Below are 22,093 nucleotides of genomic sequence, written 5' to 3'. Positions count from 1 at the left end.
CGCCTCTCCACGAGAACCGCGGCTCCGGGCCGCCGTCGCGGGTGATGGTCCTGCCTCGGAGTCTAGCCAGGCGCGACCCATTGGCATCGATAACATACTCTGCCATAGCTCCAGCTAACGCGGACCTCGCGCGGATCGACGGGTTCGGGTACCTGGGCCGGCAGAGCGGGGGCCGGAACGGACGCGTCGCCGGCTACGAGGTCGCCGTGTCGGACGACGGCGAGGACTGGACGACGGTGGCCCGTGGCACGCTGAAGGACGTCCCGCAGACCCAGCGCGTGTCCTTCGACCGGGTCCGCGCCTCCTACGTGCGGTTCACCGCGCTCGACGCGCTCGACGGACAGCCCTACGCGGCCGCCGCGGAGAGGCGCGTGTACGGCGTGCCCGTGGACCTTCCCACGGGCTACCCGCCGGGGGAACGGCCCGCCGACGTCCGCTGAGACACCGGCCGGGTGCGGCCCGCCTCCCCGAGGGGCGGGCCGCACCCGGCTGTCCCGCTCAGGGCGTCAGCCGAAGGTCTCCACGTACTCCTCCGACGGCCCGAGGCCGGGGCGGTCGTGCAGGGCGACTCGGTCACCGAGGCGTTCGAGTTCCAGCACGGTCAGGGTGTTGTCGCCGGGGCCGAGGAGCGGCCCCGGCAGGTAGAGCGTGGTCTGGGGGCCGATCTCCCAGTAGCGGCCCAGCAGGGTGCCGTTGACCCAGAGGAATCCCTTGCCGAACCCGGGCAGGGCGACGAAGGTGTCCGCGGGCTCGGCCACGGACAGGACCGCGGTGGCGAAGCCGGCCCGGCCGTCCGGGGGCGCCGCCGTCGCGGCACGCGCCGTGTCGCGCCGCGTCCACGCGTCGAGCGGCAGCGGACGCATCGTCCAGCCGTTCACCAGCCGGCGTTCCACCCGGACGCCGCCGAGGATGCCCTTGCCCTGGCCGAGCAGCGGGCCGTAGTTGATCCGCCCCTGGTTCTCCACCAGCAGCGCCAGCCGGACCCGCGTTCCGCTGCCGGTGACGGTGAACGAGGCGCTCTCGCGGTCCAGTACGGCGACGGGCGTGTCGTCGACGAACACCTGGGCGCGGTCGTGCAGGCCGGTGACGGTCACCTCGTGGTCGCCCGGGGGCAGCAGCGGTTCGGCCTCGTAGAGCACCAGGCCGGAGGCCAGGGACAGTTCCTCGAAGCTCAGCGGCAGCGGTGCGGTCACCGGCCCGGCCACCGCGCGCAGCGCGTCGAGCAGGGCCGCCTGCCGGGAGACCGGCAGCTCGCGGGGGGCCAGCAGTGGCGGGTCCGCCGGGAGCGGGGGCCGGACCGCGGCGCCGTCGAGCGCGGTCAGCCGGTCCCGCAGGGCGAAGAACTTCGGGGTCAGGGCGCCGCTCTCGGCGATCGGGGCGTCCGAGTCGTAGCTGGTGACGGTCGGCTGAATGGCGTCGCCGTCGTGGTTGGCGCCCGCCCACAGCCCGAAGTTGGTGCCGCCGTGCGCCATGTAGAGGCTCACGGAGCCGCCCTCGTCGAGGATGCCGCCGAGGTCCTCGGCCGCGCTCGCCGCCGACCGGACGTGGTGCTTCTCGCCCCAGTGGTCGAACCAGCCGTTCCAGAACTCGGCGCAGAAGAACGGTTCCCCGCTCCGGCGTGAGCGCAGCAGCGCCGCGGCCTCGGCGGGACGTGAGCCGAAGGTCGCCGCCGCCAGTTCGCCGGGCAGGGCTCCGCCGTCCTGCATCAGCGGGGTCGGTCCGTCCGCGGTGTAGAGCAGTTCGGTGATGCCCCGGGCGACGAGGGCGTCACGGATGTGGCGGACGTAGGAGTGGTCGTCGCCGTAGCTGCCGTACTCGTTCTCGATCTGCACGGCCACGACCGGTCCGCCCCGGCCGGACTGGAGGTCCGCGACGCGTGGGATCAGTTCGTCGAACCAGCGGTCGACCGCTTCGAGGAAGGGGCCGTGGGACGTGCGCAGCCGCATGCCGGGGATGCCGGTCAGCCAGGCGGGCAGACCGCCGTTGTCCCACTCGGCGCAGATGTACGGGCCCGGCCGCACGACGACGTCCAGCCCCTCTTGCCGGGCGAGCCCGACGAAGCGGGCCAGGTCGCGGGGGCCGTCGAAGCGGATGTCGCCCTCGGTGCGCTCGTGGAAATTCCACGGGACGTAGGTGTCGACCGTGTTCAGACCGAGGGCGGCCAGCCGCCGGAGCCGGTCGGCCCAGTGTCCGGGGTGGACCCGGAAGTAGTGCAGCGAGCCCGCCAGGATGCGGTGCGGGTGCCCGTTGCGCAGCAGGGTGCCGTCGGCGTAGGTGAGGGTGGGTCGCTGCACAGTGCCTCCTTGACAGCGGTGGCGCGGGGAAACCGGACCGGCCATCGGTAGGTGCGACTATGGCAGATGATGTTATCGATGCCAATCGCTCGACTGATGAGATCAGCGAGCGCCTTGAAAGACAGCTCGGAGCACCTGGCATCGCTATCACGCTCGCGGACGACCGGGACCCGGTCGCCATGCCGCCGACGGCCCGCCCTCGGACCGCAGCGTCCGGGCCACCACCGGTCCGGAAGGGCGCGGGTCGGCGTACGCTCCTTCCGGTGCGTACGCCGACCTGTTGTACCCAGGCGCCGGGTCCGGTGGTCGAGATCCGGCGGTGCGGCGGTTCAGCAGGCGCCGAGGTCCTCCCAGACGCCCCATTCGCCGGTGGTGCCGGGCTCCTCGCCCGTCACCCACCACTTGGCACGCCAGGTGTGGCCGTCGTGGGAGACGGTCTCGCCGCCGTTGTAGACGCTCCCGGCGTTCCAGGCTCCCGCGACGCAGTCGCCCGGCTGGTCGCCGCCGCCGTCGTCGCCACCGCCGTCATCCCCGCCACCGCCGCCCCCACCGCCGACGTTGACGTCGATGCAGGCGTAGAAGGCGTTGGCGGTGTCCGCGATGTTCCAGACGGCGAGCACCTTCTGCCGCCCGCTGAACCCACCGAAGTCCAGCTGGTGGCTGACCGAGGCGGGCGGCAGGGCGCCGTGCCCGTCGAACTGGGCGATCTTCTGATTCCCGATGAAGTACTGCCAGTTGCTGGTGGCGTGCCGTGCCTCGATGGTCCAGGTGAAGGTGTGCGTGGTGCCGATCGGTGTGACCCGCCAGCCCTTGCCGTCGTCGTCCAGGTCGGCCCACCGGGCGTCCCCGCCACTGCAGTTGCGCAGCCCCTTCGGACCCTCGACACTCGCCGGTTCCCACTTGATCTGACCGCACTCCACCACGCGGTTGGCACACTGGTCCTGTCGGCTCCCCGGCGAGACCACCCAGCCGTGGGCGCTCGCCGTGGGCGCCGGCAGACTCAGGGCCACCACGGGAGCGACCAGCGCACCCACTGCGGCGGCCACCCTTCTTTTCATGCGCATGACATCACTTTTCCCTTCGGTCCACGTCGAATCAGCCTGCCCCGGCTTACGACGTTGCCGATCAGGCAACCCTCGCAGCGCAGGTCTAGACCTACGCATGCAGGTCTAGACCTTAGCGAAGGAGCGAGGGCCGTCAAGGGGTCGCACACCACCCCAGGCGCCCGGTCGCGCGCGCCAACTGCCCCGGCCGGGAGCCCTCTTGTGCCGGGCGGTCCCGTGTAGTGGGCTGTCCGCCATGAAGAAGAGAAGCATGGCGGCCCTGACCGCAATCCTGGTCGTGGTCCCCCTCGTCGCGGCGGCACCCGGTCAACGGGCCGGGGCCGCCGAATCCGGACCCGGCGACACGGCGCGATCCGCCGAGTCGACGCTGGTCGGCGGAGTCGACCTCGACACCGTGACCATCCCCGAACTCCAGGCCCGCATGAACCGCGGATCGCTGTCCTCGCTCAAGCTGACCCGCGCCTACCTGCGGCGGATCAAGGCCGTCGACCCGAGGATCAACGCGGTGCTGCGCACCAGCCCGACGGCCCTGCGCCAGGCCGCCGCCAGCGACCTGAGGCATCGCCTCGGCAAGACCCGCGGCCCGCTGGACGGCATCCCGGTCCTGCTCAAGGACAACGTGAACACCCGCGACATGCCGACCACCGCCGGATCGCTGGCCCTCGCGGGGAGCCCGCCGGACACCGACGCGGACCTGGTCCGGAAGCTGCGGGCTGCCGGCGCGGTGATCCTCGGCAAGACCAACCTGTCCGAGTGGGCCAACTTCCGCGCGGCGAAGCCGACGTCGGGCTGGTCGGCGGTGGGCGGGCAGACCAACAACCCGTTCGTCCTGGACCGCAACCCCTGCGGCTCGTCCTCCGGTTCGGCCGCTGCGCTCGCCGCGTCGCTGGCCCAGGTGGCGATCGGGACCGAGACGGACGGCTCCATCGTGTGTCCCGCCGGGATGAACGGCGTGGTCGGCCTGAAGCCCAGCCTCGGCGTGGTCAGCCAGTCGGGCGTCGTGCCGATCTCCGCCGAGCAGGACACCGCAGGACCGATGGCCCGCAACGTGATCGATGCCGCGCTCACCCTCTCGGTGCTCGGCGGCCGTGACACCGTGCGGGCCGACGGCGCCGCGAGCCTCACGGACGCGGCCGGCCGTCCCGGCACCCTGCGCGGCAAACGGATGGGCCTGTGGCGCCTGCCGTCCCTCGGCGCCGAGGTGGACGCCCTCATGACCCGTACGGCCGAGCGGCTGACCGCCGCGGGGGCCGAGGTCGTCGAGGTGAGCATGCCCTATCAGGAGCGGCTGGCCGAACTCGAGTTCCCGGCGCTGCTGAGCGAGTTCCACCGGGACATCGACGCCTATCTCCCCACACGCGGCGGGCCGCAGGACCTGGCCGGGCTGATCGAGTTCAACCGCGCGCACCCGCGGGAGCAGACCTGCTTCGCCGGCCAGGAGCTGTTCGAGCAGGCGCTGGCCGCGCCGCCCACCACCGACCCGGAGTACCGGGCGATGCGCGCGGAGTTGACCGACCTGTCCCGGCGGTCCATCGACGAGGTCATGGCCGCGCACGACCTGGACGCCATCGCCTCCCCCGCGAACCCGCCCGCCTGGACCACCGACTGCGCGCGCGGCGACAACGACGTGATCCCGTCCTCCACCCCCGCCGCCGTCGCCGGGTACCCCTCGCTGTCGGTGCCCGCCGGCTTCGTCGGCGAACTGCCGGTCGGGCTGCTCCTCATGGCCGGCGACCGCCAGGACGCCGAACTGCTGTCCCTGGGGGCGGCGGTGGAGCACCGGCTGGACGCCTGGCGGGCGCCCCGGTATCTGTCCTCGACTCCGTCCGGGACCGCGCGCTGAGCCGACCGGCGGGCGCCAAGTCGTCGAGTGGCGTCTCGACGCGGTCGCTCGCCGGTATGCAGCTGACCTTCTCCTCGCCCGCGAGCAGTGATCTCCGGCTGCACCCTGCGTAGTCCCCCGTGCGTTCGTGTCGGCTCCGACCACCGCAACGTATCGAGACAAACGTCGTGAATACCGCCGACACGCACCTTCGGTCATTACCCCTATTTAAGGCGGGGCTTCACGACCGGGGCCGCGAGGGCGGAGGCTCGGTTCATGCCTCGGCGACCTCGCCGTACAGCTGCGAGAGTTCGGGCACGCCGTCCTCCGCCCACGCGTGGCCGCTCGCCACCACGTCGAACTCCCGGCCGGAGGCGAGCCGGACGACCGGCTGCCCGTCGGACCGGATGGTCCAGACGGCGCCGGGCACGGTGCGCACGATCACGGTGCCGAGGTACAGACCGGCGTCGTTGCCGAGCCAGGTCAGGATCTCCTCGTCGCTGCGCCAGCGGGGCAGCACCTGGTCCAACTGCTCCAGGGAGAGCGCGGAGTCGTCGAGCCCGACCCCCTCCCGCAGCGCCTGCGCGCGCAGCAGATCGCACTCGGCGAGCAGGTCGCCGATGCCCTCCGCGTCATGCGCCCGAGGATCTTCGCGCCGCTTGCCCAGGAAGGGGAAGTTCATACCTCCAGACTGTCATTCGTACCGCCATGTGCACCACAGGGCACGCGGACGGCGTGCGCGTGCGGTGTGCGCGGACGGCGTGCGCGGACGGCGTGCGCGGACGGCGTGCGAGTGCGGCGTGCACGACGGGGCCCGTGTGGACGACTACAGGTCCAGGTCCACCACGACCGGCGCATGGTCCGAGGCGCCCTTGCCCTTGCGCTCCTCGCGGTCGACGTAGGAGTCGGTGACCGCCTTGGCGAAGGGCTCGTTCCCGTACACCAGGTCGATGCGCATGCCGCGGTTCTTGGGGAAGCAGAGCTGGCGGTAGTCCCAGTACGTGAAGGGGTGGTCGTACTTGAGTGGGCGCGGGACCACGTCGGACAAGCCGGCGCCGCGCAGGGAGGCGAGGGCGGCGCGCTCGGCGGGGGTGACATGGGTGGCGCCCTCGAAGGCCGACCGGTCGTAGACGTCGTCGTCCGTCGGCGCCACGTTGTAGTCACCCATCACGGCGAAGGGCCGGCTGCCGGCGGCGTCGCTCTCCACGGCGGCGCGCAGGGCCTCGAACCACTGGAGCTTGTACGCGTAGTGGGGGTGGTCCACCTCGCGGCCGTTGGGCACGTACACGGACCAGACGCGGGCCGGTCCGCAGGTGGCGGAGATCGCGCGGGGCTCCTGGACGCCCTCGTAGCCCGGATCGCCGGGCAGGCCCTTGACCACGTCCTCTAGGCCGACGCGGGAGAGCACCGCCACCCCGTTCCACCGGCCGGTGGCGTGGACCGCCGCCTCGTAACCCGCCTCGCGCAGCTCGTCGAAGGGGAACTGCGCCTCGGCGACCTTGGCCTCCTGGAGGCAGAGCACATCGGTGCCGCTGCTCTCCAGCCAGGCGAGCAGCCTCGGCAGGCGGGCGGTGATCGAGTTCACGTTCCAGGTCGCGATGCGCATGTCCCACAACCTACCGGGCGGGACTGACAACCGGTCCCGCCCGGGGTCCGGCCCCGGGTCTCACACCCGCGCGGAGTCGCCCGGCGTCAGCCGCAGGTGCTCGGAGCCGCCCAGCTCGCCGATCTGACGGTCGTAGATCGGGCGGGCGAGGTCGGTGAGGAGCGCGTCGTGGATGTCGTAGGCACGGCGCGGCCCGACCTCGCGGACGTACTCGATGACCTCGGCGATCTTGTTCCAGGGGGCCATGACCGGCAGCATCAGGGTCTCGACCGGGTGGTCGGGGACGGTGAGGGCGTCGCCGGGGTGGAAGACCTTGCCGCCGTCCACGAGGAAGCCGACGTTGGTGACGCGCGGGATGTCCGGGTGGATCACCGCGTGCAGCTCCCCGTGGACCTGTACGTCGAAGCCGGCGGCGGTGAAGGTGTCGCCGTGGCCGACGGTGTGGACGCGGCCCGGGAACGCCGCCGAGATCTTCTCCGCGACCGACTTCAGCGTCCAGATCGCGGCGGCCGGGTTGTCCTCCATGGCGGCGCGCAGCCGCAGCTCGTCGAAGTGGTCCGGGTGCTCGTGGGTGACGAGGATCGCGTCCGCGCCGAGGGCGGCGTCCTCCTCGCTGAACCCGCCGGGGTCCAGGACGAGTGTCTGCCCGTCCTTCTCGAGGCGGACGCAGGCGTGCGACTTCTTGGTGAGCTTCATGCCCTCCATCCTGCCGCCGGGTGCCCCCTCCAGGCCCGCCGGGCTCACTCCGGTGGTGTCGTCTCCTCGCGGATGACCTGCTGGGCGACCCGGAACGCCCCGTTCGCGGCCGGCACGCCGCAGTAGACGGCCGCCTGGAGCAGTACTTCCTTGATCTCGCCCGGGGTGAGGCCGTTGCGCAGGGCGGCCCTGAGATGGGGCGCCAGCTCGTCCAGGTGGCCGCCGGCGACGAGGGCGGTGAGGGTGACACAGCTGCGGGAGCGCCGGTCGAGGCCCGGCCGGTCCCAGACCTCGCCCCACGCGTACCGGGTGAGGAACTCCTGGAAGTCCCCGGAGAACTCGTCCGCCTGCGCGAGCGCCTGGTCGACGTGCCCGTCGCCGAGGACCTCGCGGCGCACCTTGAGCCCCGCGTCGTACGGATCGGGCCGCCCCTGGGCCTGCGGCGGTACGACGGGTGCCGGGGCGATCTCGGCGATGGGCGCCGTCTGCGGCGGCTGGGCCGCCACCGGCTGGACGGGCGCGGCGGCGGGCCCGGCGACCGGGACCGGGTGTGCGGCGGGGTGGACCGGGACGGGGACCTGGCCGGTGGCGGTGGCGTCGTGGGGCGTCTGCCAGGCGGTGGTGAAGTGCCGCACCAGCAGGTCGGTGACGGCCGCGGGCTGCTCGACCGGGACCAGGTGGGAGGCGCCGGGGACGACCGCGAGGCGGGCGTCGGGGATGCCGGCGACCAGGGTGCGGGCCTCGGCGGGGCCGGTGACCTGGTCGTCGGAGCCGACGAGGACCAGGGTGGGGACGCCGACCCGGCCGAGTTCGCCGCGGACGTCGAAGGCGGCGAGGGCCTCGCAGGCCGAGATGTAGCAGCCGGGGTCGGTGGTCCGCACCATCTGCACGGCCCACTCGGTGATCGCGGGCTGGGCGGCCGCGTACCCGCCGGTGAACCAGCGCTCCGGGGAACTGCGGGCGATGGGGTCGAGCCCGTTGGTGCGCACGATCACGCCGCGCTGGCGGAACTCGTCGGCCGTGCCGAACCGGGGCGAGGCGGCGATCAGCGCGAGCGAGGCCACGCGCTCCGGGTGGCGCAGGGCCAGCTCGATGCCGACGGCGCCGCCGAACGCGCAGCCGGCGTACCCGAAGCGCTGCACGCCGAGTCCGTCGAGGGTGGCCAGCAGACGTGTGGTGAGTTCCGCGACGGAGCCCGCCGGGTGGGCCGGGGCTCCACCGTGTCCGGGCAGGTCGTAGCGGAAGACCCGCCACTGCTGAGCCAGCTCGGGCACCTGCCGGTCCCACATGTGCCATGTGGTACCCAGTGAGGGACCCAAGATCAGGACCGGGGCGTCTTCTGGCCCGTCAAAGCGGTATTGCAGGGTGTTCGGTGGTGTCTCACTCACGCCCCAGACCCTCTCACGTCTCACGAAATCTCACACAGCCCGGGGAAGCCGGCGGCTCGACGCACCCGCAGCTCGACTCGTCGGGCACTGCCGACGGCCTCGCCGATCGAGGCTGAGCCGCTCAGCGTGTACGCGCGCCCCTGACGCAGCGTGGCCTGCCGGCCGCGCTCTCGCCCGGTCCTCACGTCGTCGCGCTGCTTCCTCCATCAGCACAGCTGCCAGCTGTTCCGAGTTTGCAGCAAAGCATGTGGTGCCATCCCGAAGGACGGGACAACGTAGCGGGAAACCTTTCGGGCCGCTCCGATCACCACCTGAAAACCACCCTTGGGAAACGCCGCCGAACTCACGCACGACCCTCCGCATCACCGTGCAGGCCGTCCCATGTAGTGGCGGCTTCGCGGAGGTCTTCCACATCTGGCTTCACGTACCACTTCTTCGTGGTCTTCACGTTCGTGTGCCCGGCCCACCGGGCGAGGATGTGATCCGGCACGCCGTTGTTGGCAAGGAAAGTGAGGCAGGAGGCACGAGCGTCATAGAGACGTACTCTGCGCAGGCCAAGGACCTCCATGAGCCGGTACGCGCGCCTGCGGAGTTGCTTGATCGTGAAAGCCTCCCCGGTCTCGTGCACCACGACGTATCCAGAGTCCGAGTAAGCCTCACCAAGGACGAGCCTCTCCTTGGCCTGGAGATTCTTGAACGTTCGGAGGGCCATCAGTACTGGACCCGGCAAAGGAAGATCACGTTCTCCGGCCATGGACTTGGTGTCCTTTTCCACGACGTATCGATTCCCCATCATCGTCCGGGTGTTGGCTATGGTGATCGTGGCCTTTTCCAAGTCGACGTCCTCCCATCGAAGTCCGCAGACTTCAGCAGGACGCAGACCCATGAGGGACAGCAGAAGGGGGGCATAGAGCCGTTCCGTCCTGACGCCGTGAATGAACATCTGGACTTCCTGGACGTTCCATGGCTTCACTTCCTGCTTCTTCTTCCGATCCTCCTTACGCGCCCGACGTGGAATTGTGACGTGCTGAGCCACATTCATGGTCAGCAGCCGCCGCGTCACTGCCCGATTCAAGGCATCCTTCAATCGCGCAAGGCTCATTTCCACACTGGTCACCCCGAGCGGAGTGCCAGCTTTTCCGCCGCGTGCGCGTCCATACCTCAACGCCCAATGCATCCACTCTTCTACATCTTCCTCCGTGAGCTCTTGAAGCCGGATGTGGCCCAACTCTCCGCGAACCCGATCCAAGGTAATCCGGTAGTTGTAGATCGTGGTTTCTTCCAGATCATCCGCTTTCATGACCAGCCACCGATCTAGCCACTCATTGACAGTGATCTGCTTAGGAGGAACGAGCGTCCCTTCCTGGCGACGGTTGGTGATGCGGGCGTACTCAACCTTCGCTTCCTTGAGCGTGGCGAACGTACGAGTCAGCTGTCTGCGCTTTCCGGTAGCAGGGTCGACTCCCACGTCGACCACGAACCGGTATCGCACCTGCCCCTTCGAGTTGGGTGGGAGCTTCTTGATCGGATCGGACAGGAGGTACTCACTCTCCTTCTGTGCGTGGCCTACGCCGACTAGGCACTGGCTCATCTGATTGGCAGCAGACCAGCACCGTTCCGCGCCATGGCGCAGAGCGGCATCTGCAGGTTCGCGTAGCTCCACCGCCAAGCACAGCCGCGCACGCGAACGTGCTTCGAGGATCGCCACGATCGCCGGTTTTGCTAACCGGCGATCGTCGTCTATGTTGCGCTCGCCGTCCGCACGCGATCCATGCTCTGAGTGCGTCGCGCACGTTGGTGGGGCCAAGAGAAGGCGGACACATCGGCAACGTTCGCGGACAGGGTGAGCTCCTCGCTACCTCGGGGACGGGTTGACCGGCCACACGGTTCAGGGTGTTGTACGTTGACATACCCCCACGGCGACTTCCACCCTTTCCAGCGCCTTTCTCTTCTGCCGTGGGCGAATAAGGAAAGGTAGCTGCCGAACCGGGGTCAGGTACCGCGGCGTGTAGCGCCAGAACCTACCCATGAATCACCAGCGACGAGTCGCGACGAGTTCCTGTCCTGCGATCGGAGCCGTGATGAGCACCCGGCCAGGAAGAAGGCGGCGCAGATCATTACCAGTTCTGCAGTTGTTTCTCTTGGTGCGGCCCAGTCCCTCGACTCACCTGCTTCTCAGAGGGGTGAGCGCTCTGGATATGACCTACGGCCTAGTTGTTCGAGAAGGCAAGCGGTCGGCGGAGCACCTAGAGGGGGAAGCGCCCGCGATGTCACCGCGCAGTGTCCGTTGTACGTCTAGCGGGCAGTGATTCTCGGCTCCGTTCCTGGGCCGCTGTCCTGCCGGTCCTGCCACCACACCTGGCTGAGCGCCGAAATCACGGCTGCCGAGTGCAGACCAGGCATCCATGTCGCCCAGTGCCCCGACTGCTACGAGACCGAGGTCCTGATCCACCTCGCCACCGTGTTCTCCGCCCCGCGCCAGCGGCAGTCGATGTGCTTCGCTGGCGTCACCGGATGCAACGCCCTGGAGGAGCGGAAGCTGCGAGCAGTGCTACTCCCCCTAGGCAGGAAGAGGACGGACTCCGGGCTGTGCCCAAACTGCCTGGCCGCTCGATGGCCCAGTGCTGATCGCTCGACCCACCTGATGTCCTCACATGCCGAACACCGATCCCGCCCCTGCCTGAGTATCTGGTTGTCGGCCTGTCCGCGGCTACATGATTGCCTTCCATCGCCACGGCGGTGCCCCTGCCCGGCCGCGCAGGCAGTCGATGCGGTACTGCGCCTCGCGCCGCCACTCAGGGCGGCTGGCTGCGTGCTGCGCAGCGTACGTCGTCATCCGCAGCTCTCGCGCGCCAGCCAGAATTGAATACCCTTCCCACTCCGTGACATCAACGCCGTAGGTCTCGCAGAACGCGGCGTACTCCTCCGCAGACACCGCGCCGGTCGTGGTGAGCTTCACTGCGGTCGACACGAGATCCCATTCCGGTGGGCCAAACGAAGCGCGCTCGAAGTCCATCAACAACGGGCCGGCCTCCGTGCGCGCCACGTTGCCAACCCATGCATCCCCGTGGACTACACACTCCGGCAGGCCCTTCGGCCTCGAGGCCCATTGCTGCTTGAGATCCTCAAGCTGGCCCTTCAGCCACAGCCGGTCATCGTCAGAAATCGTGCTCGCTGCGTCGATGCGCTCAACCAGCCGGACGAACGGGTCCAGCTCACCCAGTGGCAGGTCTGGTTTCGGCAGGGCGTGCAGTTGCTTGAGGAGCACGACGACGTCGGTGACGGTCCCGATTGCGTGTGGCGGCAGCTCTTCCCAGAACGTCACCGGGTACCCGCTGGCTGCTACCGGCTGCCGCAGGTCAAGGGCGCGTACGGCGGGCACGCCCTGGGCTGCCAGCCAGCGGGCGACCTGGACCTCGCGCGTTGCGGCGGCGGCCTGGCCAGGCCGGGCGATACGCACCACCATCCCCCCGGGCAGACGCCAAACGGCGTTCTCGGCGATCCGTATCGGTTGGGCGTTGGTCGCGTCGAGGCCAACGGCGTGGCACGCCTCCTCAAGTACGGCTTGGGTGGGCGTGGGTGAAGTAGTCACGCCTGCACCGTAGCTGCGATGCGCTCGCGCAGGTCGCTGGCCTCGGGGAGGTTCCGGTGTCGGCCTGCGAACCGGGCGAGTTCCCGCAGGTCCTCGGCGGCCCGGCAGGAGGTCAGCTTGCCGACGTCGTCCAGCGCTCGGTGGCCGAGCACGACCGCGTGCCGCGGATCGTCGCCCTTGGCCATGACCAGGGAAGCGAGTTTTGTCTCGGAGATGGCGCGCGAGCGGGCGAAGGCGTTGCCGTGTCCTTTGACCGCGATTTCGAAGCGGCGGGCCGCCTGCCCGGGGTCCTGGTCCGCGTGGACCGCGAGATCGAATAGCGCGTGGGCGGTGTCGCCGTGGTGCTGGGCGTAGTCGTAGTAGGCCATCCACGGCGGGTCCTGTGCCGGGTCGGACTGTTCGAACGCGGCGTCGGCTTCTCCGACCGCGCGCAGGGTGTTGGCTACGTCGCGCATCTTGCCGAAGGCGCGGGCGCGTGCGGTGTGCAGCATGGCACGCTCGGTGGCGCTGAGTCGGTCGGAGCGCACCAGACCCTTCTCTGCGTGGGTTAGGCCAGTATCCGGATCTCCGACCCAGATTTCCTGCCGAGCCATGAACGAGTACGTCTTGGCGCGCAGGTGCCACTCCCCGGCTTCTTCCGCGCACTCAGCGGCTAGCCGGAAGCTGACTCGGGCATCGTTGTGGGCGTACGCGTCGAACTGCGAGGCGCCGACGACAATCCCTAACCGAGCCACAGAGGCCAGGAGTTCAGGCCGCAGGGGCTCGGGGCAGGGCACCGGCAGCAGGGAGGCTCCCCACATGATGGCGCCGCGGGCGAGTTCTCGCACCGCGCCGCCGCCTCCGTACTCGTTGTCCTGGCGATGGATGACATCGGCCAGCGACTTCAGCTGCCTGATCTCGCGCGGGCGGATCTGAGTCGGGATCTCCCGGGGGGCTGCTGGGGTCACGAGGTGGACGAGGTCTATCGGGGCAATGGCGGCAAGGCCGCTCGTGGCAAGGAAGGCGCGACGGTCCACAGAGGCAGGGCTCCCGCTTGGAGGTGTTGTACTACCTCTGCCCAGGATGCGGCCGTCATGGACCTGAACCGGCACCTCCGCCCTGCCAGGGGGTGCACTTTCCGTTTCGAGGCGGGCTTTTTCCGTTTGCCCGAACACCATCCCCCACGCCCGGGTGAGGACTCCGCCGGTCTGCAGGGCCTCGTCCAAGCGCTCAGCCAAGTCCCTCGAACAGGTAGCAGTCGCCTTCTCGATCTTTTCGATGAGTGAGCCGCTGACCTGCACTTTCGCGCCCAAATCGGCGTGTGTGAGAGGGCCGCACTTCTTACGCCAGGTCCGCAGTTCATGACCGAACCAGTCACGCGGGGACGCGTCCGGAGTCAGTTGCTTCTCGGGTCTTGGCATGGGCTGTTCCTCGCTCGCGAAACGGAAGATCGAGGTTTCCGAATCAAGGTCTGCACGCGGTCCTGTCGGCCTGGCTCAATGGTTGCTCACGGCCGCCGCCCCAGTACACACCGTGTCCGGCGCCGGTTGGAGAGATTTCGTCGAACGAGGGACTCCCCGTGAAGGCAGACCTGATGGAGGCTCAACAACGCGTTACCGACGGCACGAGCGCTGCGGTCCGGACGCGTTCCGGAGCATGCGAAATCGACGTCACTCTGACAGCCGCTGCCGTCTCGGGCGTGCGTGACCTCGTCAGTGCGTGCCTCCGTTTGTGGGGCCTGACCGAACTCGACTGGCGGGTCACTCTCACTGCGTCCGAGCTACTGACGAACGCCTTCCAGCACGCCCGCAAGGAGGATGAGTCCTCGGTTCCAGTGAAGGTCGTCCTCACCCGGACCCCCGACGGGGTCTTCCTGTGCGTCAGTGACCCGCATCCCTGGCTCCCAGCCCCCGTCTCGGCAGGCGACAACGACGAGGGCGGGCGCGGCCTGATGTTGATCAAGACGCTCAGCAACAGATACGGCTGCTCGTCCACGGCCCACGGCAAAGACGTTTGGGTCACGATCCTGCACTCGGCGTAGCCGCAATCTCCCTGCCTCTGACGAGAGCCGAAAGGACCACCATCATGTGCCGGCACTCGCCGCCGTTCCCCGGGGCCGACGCGAAGGCCGACGGCCGTTCATCGTCAGCGACGCTGCGCTCGGAAGAATCGAATGACAGCTTCGGGTTGAGGCACGGCCCTCGCGCGAGACCTCTTCTGGGAGGGCGACGTCAGCGAGGTCGCTCGTACTTCCTGGTCTGCCTTCCGCGCCCCCGCGGACAGGGCGCGATGTACGCCCGCACGGGCTGCAGCGTCGTGGAATTACGGCAAGCCTGCCTCCGGGCGCTCCGCTGCGTCGCGCCAGTAGTCGGCAAGCATCTCGCTCGGCCAGGCCGGCTGGCGGATGGAACCTCGGGGCCCCATTTCCTGAAAGTAGGGGGCCAGATCAATCACCGGCGTCCCGTCGACTGCGTCGAGGTCGGTCACCAGAAGGTCGCGGCCGTCCACGCCCAGCAGCCTCGGGTAGCTGACAGCCAACTGGTTGGGGCGCCGATGGTTTCGGTGGACGAAGGTTCCGGTCGCTGGCCACTGCACGTTGCCCCTGGGGCTGCGGGCGTGGAGCTGCACGTCCTCGGGCTGCGCCAGGTGGAAGCGCCACGTCACCGTCAGGTGGGAGAACTCGTCGATTCCCCGCAGCGTTTCGAGGGGGTACGCCTCGTTGAGTCGAATCACCGACTCAACCCCACCCTGGTAGTCGTCCTGAACGCGGGTGTGTCCCCCGACGACCGTTGCGATCGACTCGACCTCGTACGACGTCACCGGTACTGGTTCCTCTCCTCGGGCGATGCTGGTCCGCGGGCTGCCATGGGGCATCGAACGTCCGTGTCGCGATCAGCCTATGGCCCGGAGCATGCCGCGTGCCCGGCGATCCAGCTCGGTGACATGGCGGCCTCCGCGTTGCCGGACGGGCGAGAGATCGCTCTGGATCCGGACGATGACGTCACGTGCCCGGCCGGACTGGACGCCCGTCATGGCGTCGAGTGCTTCGTTCCAGGTTGCGCACGCCTCGTCGAGGTTTCCCCGCTGCACCTGGACTGCACCGAGGTAGCCGAGCGTCACGCTGTGGGTGCGGGCGAACTGCTGGCGCCGGCGCGTGGCCACACTCCGCTTGAAGTGGATCTCCGCGTCGCGGGGCTGACCTATGTCGCGCAGCGCGCAGGCCGTCTCGTGGGCGAGGGAGGCTTCCTGGAAGAAGCCGACGCGAGCCGGCGCCTCGGTGGTGTCGGCGCGGGCGAGGTCCCGCTCCGCGCGGCTGATAGCCGCGAGGGTTCCGGAGCGGTCGCCGTCAGCCGCGAGCGCGCGGGCGTACACGATCGCCAGCAGCGCCTTCTCTCGGTGGCTGGCCTGGCCGTAGCGGTCGCGAGACATCGAGGCGTCGGCCAGGGCCAGCGCCCTGCGTGGGTGCCCGAGGTCGACGGCCTGGTGAGCGAGGGCGCGCAGGACGTGGCCACCGAGCGGTCCGTCACCGGCCTCCGCCGCGATCCGGGCGGCGATGGTGAGGTAGCGCTGGGCGGTGCGGTGTTCGCCGGCGTCGAAGGCCATCCAGCCAGCGAGGTACGTCATCTCTGCGACGGCGGAGTGCGTGTCGCGGCGGAGCTGATCTGTACGAAATCGGCCACCGAGCAGCGGCACCGCCTCGTCGAGCAGGTGGCTGGCGAGGGCTTTGCGGCCGGTTGCGCCGCCTCGCTGCTGGTCCCGCGCGGAGTAGTAGACCGTGAGGTCGCGGACGTCGTCGATGTCGGCTCGGGTCACCGAGCGCGAGGAGGACGGTCGGCGGTTCGCCGCTGCGGCGGGGGCGGCTGCCCACCACGAAGTGGTGGGCAGGGCGAAGCCGGCTGCGGAGTAGGCGGCGGTGGCCAGCAGCTTGCGTCGGTGCATGTCGAGATCGTCGCTTCCCAGCTCGGCCAGTGCGGTCAGAGGGTCGACGCTCCAGTCGGATCCGGTGTCAGTCGTGCCTGTCGGCTCTTCTTCCAGCCCGAGGTCGGCCAGGGAGAGCCAGCGGCCAAGCCTGCGGGACAGCGTCTCACGCAGGATATGCGGCGCTCTGCCACTCGGCTTCGTGCCGAGCACCCACATGGAGATGTGCGAGCGGGAGATCGCCTCCAGCTCACGCACTCCACACTCCGCCGCCACGCGGGCAACGGCGGCAGCTGCTTGCGGCTGGGACCAGCCTGCTTCGCGCAGGAGTGCGGCAAGGGCGACGTTGCGGTCACGGGCCATGGACTGCCCCTCGGTTCCGTAATGATCTTTGGCGCCTTTGGCGACCTTCCCGTCCACCAAGGCATACCCCTCGAACGGGATTCGCGGTTCGCTCAACGTAGCGGCCAGATCACTCACATCGCACGCCGACCGACGCCTCCGACAGGCGATCTCGGCTCACTTTGGCTTGATCCGAACAGGAGTTGTGGCATGCGCTTTTCGCTGGATCCTCGCCGAGACGGCAGCCAGCTCGTGGGCGAGCGCAGGCGGCAAGCGCCCGTCACCGCGGCACCGGCGCCGGAGCGCGATCACGTGGTGGCCGCGTCGGAGACGGTGACGCTGGTACTGGGCGAAGCCTCGCCACTACCCGAGAGCGCTGCCGACGTGGAGGACCTCGTTCGCCTTCTGCGCGGCCACATTGCCCAGTTGGGCGCACGGACCGCTCCGCATGTTCCCGCCCTGCTGCGTGCGCAGCGGCTCTGCTCCGACAGCATCCCCGAGGGTTATGTGTCGAGCCGGGTGCACCTAGTCAGGCTCGCCAAGGCCACCCAGGAACTGACGGCTTACGTGGAACGCGGCGGCCTCGGGCCGAACAGCAAGGAGGGCGGGCGGCGTTGGCCGAGGCCAACGCTCAACGTGCTGCGCGGCACCGTCTTCGCCCTCGCCCTGGCCTGCCTGATCTTCGCCGCTTCGGTGCCGCGGACATGACGGTGACCGGTGCCGTCGTCATCGCTCTGGTCCTCGGGCCGACGGCCTGGCTAATGCTTCGCGGCGAGCGGGCGGCCGACCCTGCACGAGCCACCGAGCACCTGCCACCGCCCGGCAAACGCTCCCTCTCTACCTGGCGAACACGGACCTACCTACCGCCCACCGTTCCCGGCCGCTGCGACGGCCCCGATACGGCCCCGAACCTGCGGGGCTAACGGAGATCCACACGATGAATCGGCTCCCGCGCATCGAGCAGTACGGCCTGATCGGCGACACGCAGACCAGCGCCCACGTCTGCGATGACGGTTCGATCGACTGGCTGTGCCTGCCCCGCTTCGACTCGCCGGCCGTCTTCGCCGGTCTGCTCGGCACGCAGAAGCACGGCTCCTGGCAGATCTCACCGGCCTCGTCCGCAGGCCGGAGGGGCTCAGAGAAGGTCGCTGAGCGCCAGTACCGCGGTGACTCGCTCGTCCTCGAATCGGTGTGGCGCGGCCCAACGGGTTCGGTCCGCGTCCTGGACTTCATGCCGCCGCGCGACGGCACCCCACAGGTGATCCGGATCGCCGAGGGCCTGACCGGCGAAGTGGAGATGGTCTCGGCCATGCGCCCTCGGCCGGGATACGGCAGCGTCAGCCCGTGGATCCACGAGGTCGGTGGACGCATGGTCGCGGAGGCTGGCGCGGACGCTCTCTGGCTCGACACCTGCGTCCCGCAGATGGAGAAGGACGGCGTGGTCGTCAGCGCCTTCGTCATCGGCGCCGGGCAGAGCGTGGCGTTCGTGCTCAGCTGGTGCCCGTCCCACGCCCCCGCACCGGACGTTCCTGACCCGGAGGCCGCGCTCGCCGAGACGCTCGCCTTCTGGCAGGACTGGACGCAGGAGAGCACCTACGACGGGCCCTATCGCGAGGCCGTGGTCCGGTCCTCGATCACGCTGAAGGCCATGACCTACGGGCCGAGCGGCGGGATCGTCGCGGCGCCGACCACGTCGCTGCCCGAGGAGATCGGCGGCGACCGGAACTGGGACTACCGCTTCACCTGGCTGCGCGACGCCGCCACGACGCTTGCCGCGCTGCTGGGGACCGGATACCGGCAGGAGGCACAGGCATGGCGGCGGTGGCTGCTGCGCGCTGTGGCCGGGGACCCGGAGAACCTGCAGATCATGTACGGGATCACCGGGGAGCGTGACCTGCGGGAGCGGGAGCTTCCCTGGCTTCCCGGGTACGAGGGATCGGCTCCGGTCCGGGTCGGGAACGGGGCTGCGGACCAGCTACAGCTGGACGTGTACGGCGAGGTCATCGACACCCTGTACCTCGCGCACCAGAGCGGAGTCGCTCACTGCGCCGACACCGCGGTCCTGCACCAGCGGCTCATCGAGCACCTGGTCCAGCGCTGGCGGGAGCCCGACGAGGGCATCTGGGAGATCCGCGGGGCCCGTCGGCACTTCGTCCATTCCAAGGTGATGGCCTGGGTGGCGGTCGACCGCACCATCCGCCTGGTCGAAGCCGGCGCGCTCCACATGGACGTGGCCCCTCTGGTCGAGTTGCGGGCGGCGATCCACCGGGAGGTCTGTGACAGGGGATTCGACCCGGTGCGCAACACCTTCACCCAGTCCTACGGCTCGCAGGAGCTGGACGCTGCCACGCTGCTCATCCCCCGCACCGGCTTCCTGCCGCCCGATGACCCGCGCATCATCGGCACCGTGGATGCGGTGCGTCGTGAACTCTCCACGGACGACGGGCTCGTGTACCGGTATCCGACCTGCGGTGAGGACGTCGGGGTGGACGGCTTGACCGGCGACGAGGGCGCCTTCTTCCTGTGCAACTTCTGGCTCGTCGACGGCCTCGCCCTGACCGGCCGCCTCGACGAGGCCCGCGCCTTGTTCGAGCGCCTCCTGGCTCTGCGCAACGACCTCGGGCTCCTGGCGGAGGAGTACGACCCCGTCCAGCAGCGCCAGCTCGGCAACTTCCCGCAGGCGTTCAGCCACATGGGCCTGATCCAAAGCGCCCTGCTCCTTCAGCAGATGGCGACGCAGTCCTCCCCCCGCCACGCCGCGCTCGCGGTTCCCGCGCCCCGCTCAACCTCCCGCAGCACGCGCCAGTCCACCGCCGACCTGACGCCGCAGCACGCATAGCCACCCCACCCCTGACGAGGATTCCCATGCCTGACAGCGCCTTCCCGGCACGGCCGGCCGCTACCGGCCACCGCAGACGGCGGCCCCTGATCGACGCGACCACGCTGTACCTCGCCCGTCGCGCCGTGGCACTGCCCCTGGCACTCCTAGCCGCGCTGCTGCTCGCCGCCTTCGCTCTCCGGTCGGGGTCCGTCGTAGGCCCCGGCTGGGTCCTGGCCGGCCTGGTCTGCGGACTGGCGGCGATCGTCGCGGTGGCGGCACACGGAACACGCACCGTCGCCAGTGCCGTGCAGTCGGCAGTGGAGGAGTCCCAGTCAGCAGCGCTGACAGCGGTCACAGGGGCAGCGGCAGCCGTTGAGAAGTCGGTGCAGTGGTCGGCGGACGAGCTGTGCCGCGGAAAACGTCCAGCGTTGCCGGACCCGCACACCGCGCAGTCGCCCACTCCGAACGCCGGGATCGACAACGCGCTGAGTGCCCTCCAGGCGCAGGCCATCATGTCGCTGATCCGCGTGCACGACGAGTCCCAGTCCGTGGTCCTCCTGGAAGTGCTTCGCCGCCTGGCCATGCGCGAGCACGCCCTGGTCAGCAAGGCACTCCAGGCACTGAGCCAGCTGGAGATGCTGACCGACGACCCGGAGCTGCTGGCCAAGATCTTCGAGATCGATCACCTCGTGACGCGGATGCGCCGCCAGGTCGAGAGCACGGCGGTCCTGGGCGGACAGTCCCTGCGCAGCGTGCGCCGGCCCGTTCCCGTCACGACGGCCCTGCGGGGCGCTGTCTCCGAGGTCGTGCAGTATCCACGGGTGGCCGTCGCGGCCGGGTCCGTGGGTGCCGAGCTGGGTCTGCCCGGCCATGTGGGGCCGGACCTGACGCACCTGCTGGCCGAGCTGATCGAGAACGCCTGCGAGTGTTCGGATCCAGAGACGCGGGTGATGGTGCGCGCGCAGCGGGTACCACACGGGCTGGCCATCGAGGTCGAGGACCGCGCCATCCCCATGCACCCGCAGACGCGGGCACAGATGAACTGTCTGCTCAAAGCCCCGGACGAGGTCGACGTCAGCGGCCAGGTCCGGGCTGGACAGCTCGGCCTGCTGGTCGCCGCGAAAATCGCCCAGTCACATGGGTTGACCGTCCTCCTGCAGGAGAACGCGACGGGAGGCACCACCGCCCTGGTCGTCATACCGGCACGGCTCCTGGTAGCAATGCCATCGGTCGAGGATGCGGGCGCACCGCCGCCCCAGGAAGCCCGAACGTCCGGGCGGCAGCCGCAGCAGGTGGCTGCGGCTCCAGCCGCCTCGGGGGCGGGTCAAGCCGCACGCCCGGGCGCCGCTGGGGCGCCGACCGCAGAGGCAGGTCAGTCGGCTGACGCGCCCGCTCTGCCGACGCGTACACGCCGGACGGAACCTTTCCGTCCACAGCACGAGCGGGAGCAAGCCCCCGTGGCCGCGGCGACGCCCGGGCTCGCAGCCGCCTTCCGCGACGGCCTCCAGGCCGGCGGCACCGCCAGTCCCCCTCCCGCCTCGACAGAACACCCCACCCCCTGACCCGTCCGTTCCCGGTGGCCCGGCACATCCACTGGCCCTTCCCCCTTCTGGAGCGATCCCTATGAGCACCCACCCCGCGATGAACAACATGACCGGCGACATGCCCGCATCCGCGACGACCGCAAGCGGACAGCGGGACAGCATGGTCTGGCTGCTGCGTCAGTTCGCCTCCGAGACGCTCGGTGTCACGCACGCCGTGCTGATCTCGCGCGACGGACTGCGGCTGCTGGACAGTGACGTCGACAAGGACTGGGCGGACGAGCTGTCGGCCGCCTTCAGCGGGGTGGCCTCCCTCGCGGCGAACATCACCGGTCCGCGTGGGAAGAAGAGGCCGGCGGGCCAGGTCATCATCGAGCGAGACGACTGCCTGTTCTTCGTCCAGAGCGCCGGGCGCAGCGCGGCCTTCGACAACCACCCCGGGGCCGAACGGGGTGAGGTGGACACGATCCTCGCTGTCATCGCCACCCGGGACGCCGACGTGGGCACCATCGGCTTCGAGATGGGGCGCCTGGTCCAGAAGTTCGCCCCGTACATGGTGATCCCCGTCCGTGGCGGCACGGGCGGAGAGGTCCGGTGAGCACGTACGGCCGCGCGGCCGAGGAGTCGGCGTTCGTGCGGACCTACGCCGTGACGCGCGGGCGTACCAAGCCGCGGCACCTGCTCGCTCTGGAAACCGTCCTGGAGGCCGGGCAGGGAAGGCCCGGCCCGGCGCAGGCCGAGGAGTGCGAGGAGATCCTCGCCCTATGCAGGGAGCGCCGGCGGTCGGTGGTCGAGCTGGCGGGTCGCCTCGGCCGGCCCGTGACCGCCGTCAAAGTGCTCGTCTCCGACCTCCTGGACGCCGACGCCCTCGTCGTCCCCCTGCCCCAGTCCTACCCCGATACCGGCGCAGGGTCCGGTCCGTCTACCCAACTGCTGGCAGCCGTTTCCGCCGGCTTGAAGAGGAAGTGGCCTGATGCCGTCGCCTATCCCCAGGCCGGATGACCCGACCACGGTTTCGCCTCACTCGCAG

General features: G+C 69.8%; 19 protein-coding genes and 1 pseudogene. 8 read left to right on the top strand and 12 right to left on the bottom strand.

The features are described from left to right. Positions 1-44 precede the first annotated feature (44 nt). Entirely contained in the window at positions 45-440 is a 396-nt protein-coding gene (locus ACZ6IM_RS31430) for a discoidin domain-containing protein (protein ID WP_469561140.1), read from the top strand. A 66-nt stretch (positions 441-506) separates the two neighbouring features. Here ACZ6IM_RS31430 and ACZ6IM_RS31425 read toward each other — a convergent pair whose 3' ends face one another. Further along, positions 507-2,339 (bottom strand): glycoside hydrolase family 35 protein, encoded by a 1,833-nt coding sequence (locus ACZ6IM_RS31425; RefSeq protein ID WP_469561137.1) that lies wholly within the window; start codon positions 2,337-2,339, stop codon positions 507-509. A gap of 284 nt (positions 2,340-2,623) precedes the next feature. Beyond that, the gene (locus ACZ6IM_RS31420; protein ID WP_469561134.1) at positions 2,624-3,358 is read right to left on the bottom strand and encodes a lytic polysaccharide monooxygenase; all 735 of its coding nucleotides are present in this window, start codon (positions 3,356-3,358) and stop codon (positions 2,624-2,626) included. Between the two features lie 235 nt (positions 3,359-3,593). Between ACZ6IM_RS31420 and ACZ6IM_RS31415 the strand changes: the two genes are divergently transcribed. After that, a complete protein-coding gene (locus tag ACZ6IM_RS31415; protein WP_469561131.1) occupies positions 3,594-5,201 on the top strand; it encodes an amidase family protein in 1,608 nt (535 codons plus the stop codon). Positions 5,202-5,454: 253 nt separating this feature from the next. On the opposite strand, the gene ACZ6IM_RS31410 is transcribed toward ACZ6IM_RS31415, so the two are convergent. The 8 genes and pseudogenes from ACZ6IM_RS31410 to ACZ6IM_RS31375 form a co-directional block, all read right to left on the bottom strand. Next, positions 5,455-5,862 carry a DUF6278 family protein gene (locus ACZ6IM_RS31410; RefSeq protein WP_052837641.1) on the bottom strand — a complete coding sequence of 136 codons (408 nt, stop codon included), beginning with the start codon at positions 5,860-5,862 and terminating at the stop codon, positions 5,455-5,457. 144 nt (positions 5,863-6,006) lie between these two features. Beyond that, complete coding sequence (locus ACZ6IM_RS31405; RefSeq protein ID WP_052837640.1) at positions 6,007-6,786, bottom strand: exodeoxyribonuclease III; 780 nt, start codon at positions 6,784-6,786, stop codon at positions 6,007-6,009. A gap of 60 nt (positions 6,787-6,846) precedes the next feature. Then, on the bottom strand, positions 6,847-7,482 hold the full coding sequence (locus ACZ6IM_RS31400; protein ID WP_052837705.1) for an MBL fold metallo-hydrolase: 636 nt from the start codon (positions 7,480-7,482) through the stop codon (positions 6,847-6,849). A gap of 44 nt (positions 7,483-7,526) precedes the next feature. Further along, positions 7,527-8,870 (bottom strand): bifunctional 3-oxoadipate enol-lactonase/4-carboxymuconolactone decarboxylase PcaDC, encoded by a 1,344-nt coding sequence (pcaDC, locus tag ACZ6IM_RS31395; RefSeq protein WP_052837639.1) that lies wholly within the window; start codon positions 8,868-8,870, stop codon positions 7,527-7,529. Between the two features lie 343 nt (positions 8,871-9,213). Then, a complete protein-coding gene (locus tag ACZ6IM_RS31390) occupies positions 9,214-10,578 on the bottom strand; it encodes a tyrosine-type recombinase/integrase (protein ID WP_469561126.1) in 1,365 nt (454 codons plus the stop codon). A gap of 1,002 nt (positions 10,579-11,580) precedes the next feature. Beyond that, positions 11,581-12,462: an aminoglycoside phosphotransferase family protein gene (locus ACZ6IM_RS31385; protein ID WP_469561123.1), complete on the bottom strand. Its 882-nt coding sequence runs from the start codon at positions 12,460-12,462 to the stop codon at positions 11,581-11,583. Next, positions 12,459-13,478 carry a hypothetical protein gene (locus tag ACZ6IM_RS31380; RefSeq protein ID WP_318296102.1) on the bottom strand — a complete coding sequence of 340 codons (1,020 nt, stop codon included), beginning with the start codon at positions 13,476-13,478 and terminating at the stop codon, positions 12,459-12,461. The genes ACZ6IM_RS31385 and ACZ6IM_RS31380 overlap by 4 nt, the downstream gene beginning before the upstream one ends. 204 nt (positions 13,479-13,682) lie before the next feature. After that, positions 13,683-13,862: pseudogene (locus ACZ6IM_RS31375) on the bottom strand (helix-turn-helix domain-containing protein); the annotation flags it as partial. A 158-nt stretch (positions 13,863-14,020) separates the two neighbouring features. Here ACZ6IM_RS31375 and ACZ6IM_RS31370 point away from each other — a divergent pair. Then, a complete protein-coding gene (locus ACZ6IM_RS31370) occupies positions 14,021-14,482 on the top strand; it encodes an ATP-binding protein (protein ID WP_359578372.1) in 462 nt (153 codons plus the stop codon). 281 nt (positions 14,483-14,763) lie between these two features. On the opposite strand, the gene ACZ6IM_RS31365 is transcribed toward ACZ6IM_RS31370, so the two are convergent. Then, positions 14,764-15,261 carry an SAM-dependent methyltransferase gene (locus ACZ6IM_RS31365; RefSeq protein WP_193458526.1) on the bottom strand — a complete coding sequence of 166 codons (498 nt, stop codon included), beginning with the start codon at positions 15,259-15,261 and terminating at the stop codon, positions 14,764-14,766. Positions 15,262-15,333: 72 nt separating this feature from the next. Then, entirely contained in the window at positions 15,334-16,722 is a 1,389-nt protein-coding gene (locus ACZ6IM_RS31360) for a Tat pathway signal protein (RefSeq protein WP_193458623.1), read from the bottom strand. 189 nt (positions 16,723-16,911) lie between these two features. On the opposite strand from ACZ6IM_RS31360, the gene ACZ6IM_RS31355 reads away from it, so the two are divergent. The 5 genes from ACZ6IM_RS31355 (at position 16,912) to ACZ6IM_RS31335 (ending at position 22,065) form a co-directional block, all read left to right on the top strand. Further along, entirely contained in the window at positions 16,912-17,409 is a 498-nt protein-coding gene (locus tag ACZ6IM_RS31355; protein ID WP_469561118.1) for a DUF6415 family natural product biosynthesis protein, read from the top strand. Between the two features lie 229 nt (positions 17,410-17,638). Next, on the top strand, positions 17,639-19,540 hold the full coding sequence (locus ACZ6IM_RS31350) for a glycoside hydrolase family 15 protein (RefSeq protein WP_469561115.1): 1,902 nt from the start codon (positions 17,639-17,641) through the stop codon (positions 19,538-19,540). Positions 19,541-19,566: 26 nt separating this feature from the next. Continuing rightward, a complete protein-coding gene (locus tag ACZ6IM_RS31345; protein ID WP_469561112.1) occupies positions 19,567-21,084 on the top strand; it encodes a sensor histidine kinase in 1,518 nt (505 codons plus the stop codon). Positions 21,085-21,145: 61 nt separating this feature from the next. Further along, positions 21,146-21,661, top strand: a complete 516-nt coding sequence (locus ACZ6IM_RS31340) for a roadblock/LC7 domain-containing protein (RefSeq protein ID WP_469561109.1) — start codon at positions 21,146-21,148, stop codon at positions 21,659-21,661. Further along, positions 21,658-22,065 (top strand): DUF742 domain-containing protein, encoded by a 408-nt coding sequence (locus ACZ6IM_RS31335; protein ID WP_469561106.1) that lies wholly within the window; start codon positions 21,658-21,660, stop codon positions 22,063-22,065. The genes ACZ6IM_RS31340 and ACZ6IM_RS31335 overlap by 4 nt, the downstream gene beginning before the upstream one ends. The last annotated feature ends 28 nt before the right edge of the window (positions 22,066-22,093 follow it).

The organism is Streptomyces sp. NPDC042336 (assembly GCF_055581985.1).
This window is presented reverse-complemented; position numbering and strand designations above follow the sequence as displayed.

Excerpts from the sequence above, each read along its gene's own strand:
- ACZ6IM_RS31415 (WP_469561131.1), top strand. The coding sequence starts at position 3,594 with ATGAAGAAGAGAAGCATGGCGGCCCTGACCGCAATCCTGGTCGTGGTC.
- ACZ6IM_RS31355 (WP_469561118.1), top strand. The coding sequence starts at position 16,912 with ATGCGCTTTTCGCTGGATCCTCGCCGAGACGGCAGCCAGCTCGTGGGC.
- ACZ6IM_RS31345 (WP_469561112.1), top strand. The coding sequence starts at position 19,567 with ATGCCTGACAGCGCCTTCCCGGCACGGCCGGCCGCTACCGGCCACCGC.
- ACZ6IM_RS31405 (WP_052837640.1), bottom strand. The coding sequence starts at position 6,786 with ATGCGCATCGCGACCTGGAACGTGAACTCGATCACCGCCCGCCTGCCG.
- ACZ6IM_RS31360 (WP_193458623.1), bottom strand. The coding sequence starts at position 16,722 with ATGGCCCGTGACCGCAACGTCGCCCTTGCCGCACTCCTGCGCGAAGCA.
- ACZ6IM_RS31350 (WP_469561115.1), top strand. The coding sequence starts at position 17,639 with ATGAATCGGCTCCCGCGCATCGAGCAGTACGGCCTGATCGGCGACACG.
- ACZ6IM_RS31425 (WP_469561137.1), bottom strand. The coding sequence starts at position 2,339 with ATGGCCGGTCCGGTTTCCCCGCGCCACCGCTGTCAAGGAGGCACTGTG.
- ACZ6IM_RS31340 (WP_469561109.1), top strand. The coding sequence starts at position 21,146 with ATGAGCACCCACCCCGCGATGAACAACATGACCGGCGACATGCCCGCA.
- ACZ6IM_RS31410 (WP_052837641.1), bottom strand. The coding sequence starts at position 5,862 with ATGAACTTCCCCTTCCTGGGCAAGCGGCGCGAAGATCCTCGGGCGCAT.
- ACZ6IM_RS31420 (WP_469561134.1), bottom strand. The coding sequence starts at position 3,358 with ATGCGCATGAAAAGAAGGGTGGCCGCCGCAGTGGGTGCGCTGGTCGCT.
- ACZ6IM_RS31430 (WP_469561140.1), top strand. The coding sequence starts at position 45 with ATGGTCCTGCCTCGGAGTCTAGCCAGGCGCGACCCATTGGCATCGATA.
- ACZ6IM_RS31400 (WP_052837705.1), bottom strand. The coding sequence starts at position 7,482 with ATGAAGCTCACCAAGAAGTCGCACGCCTGCGTCCGCCTCGAGAAGGAC.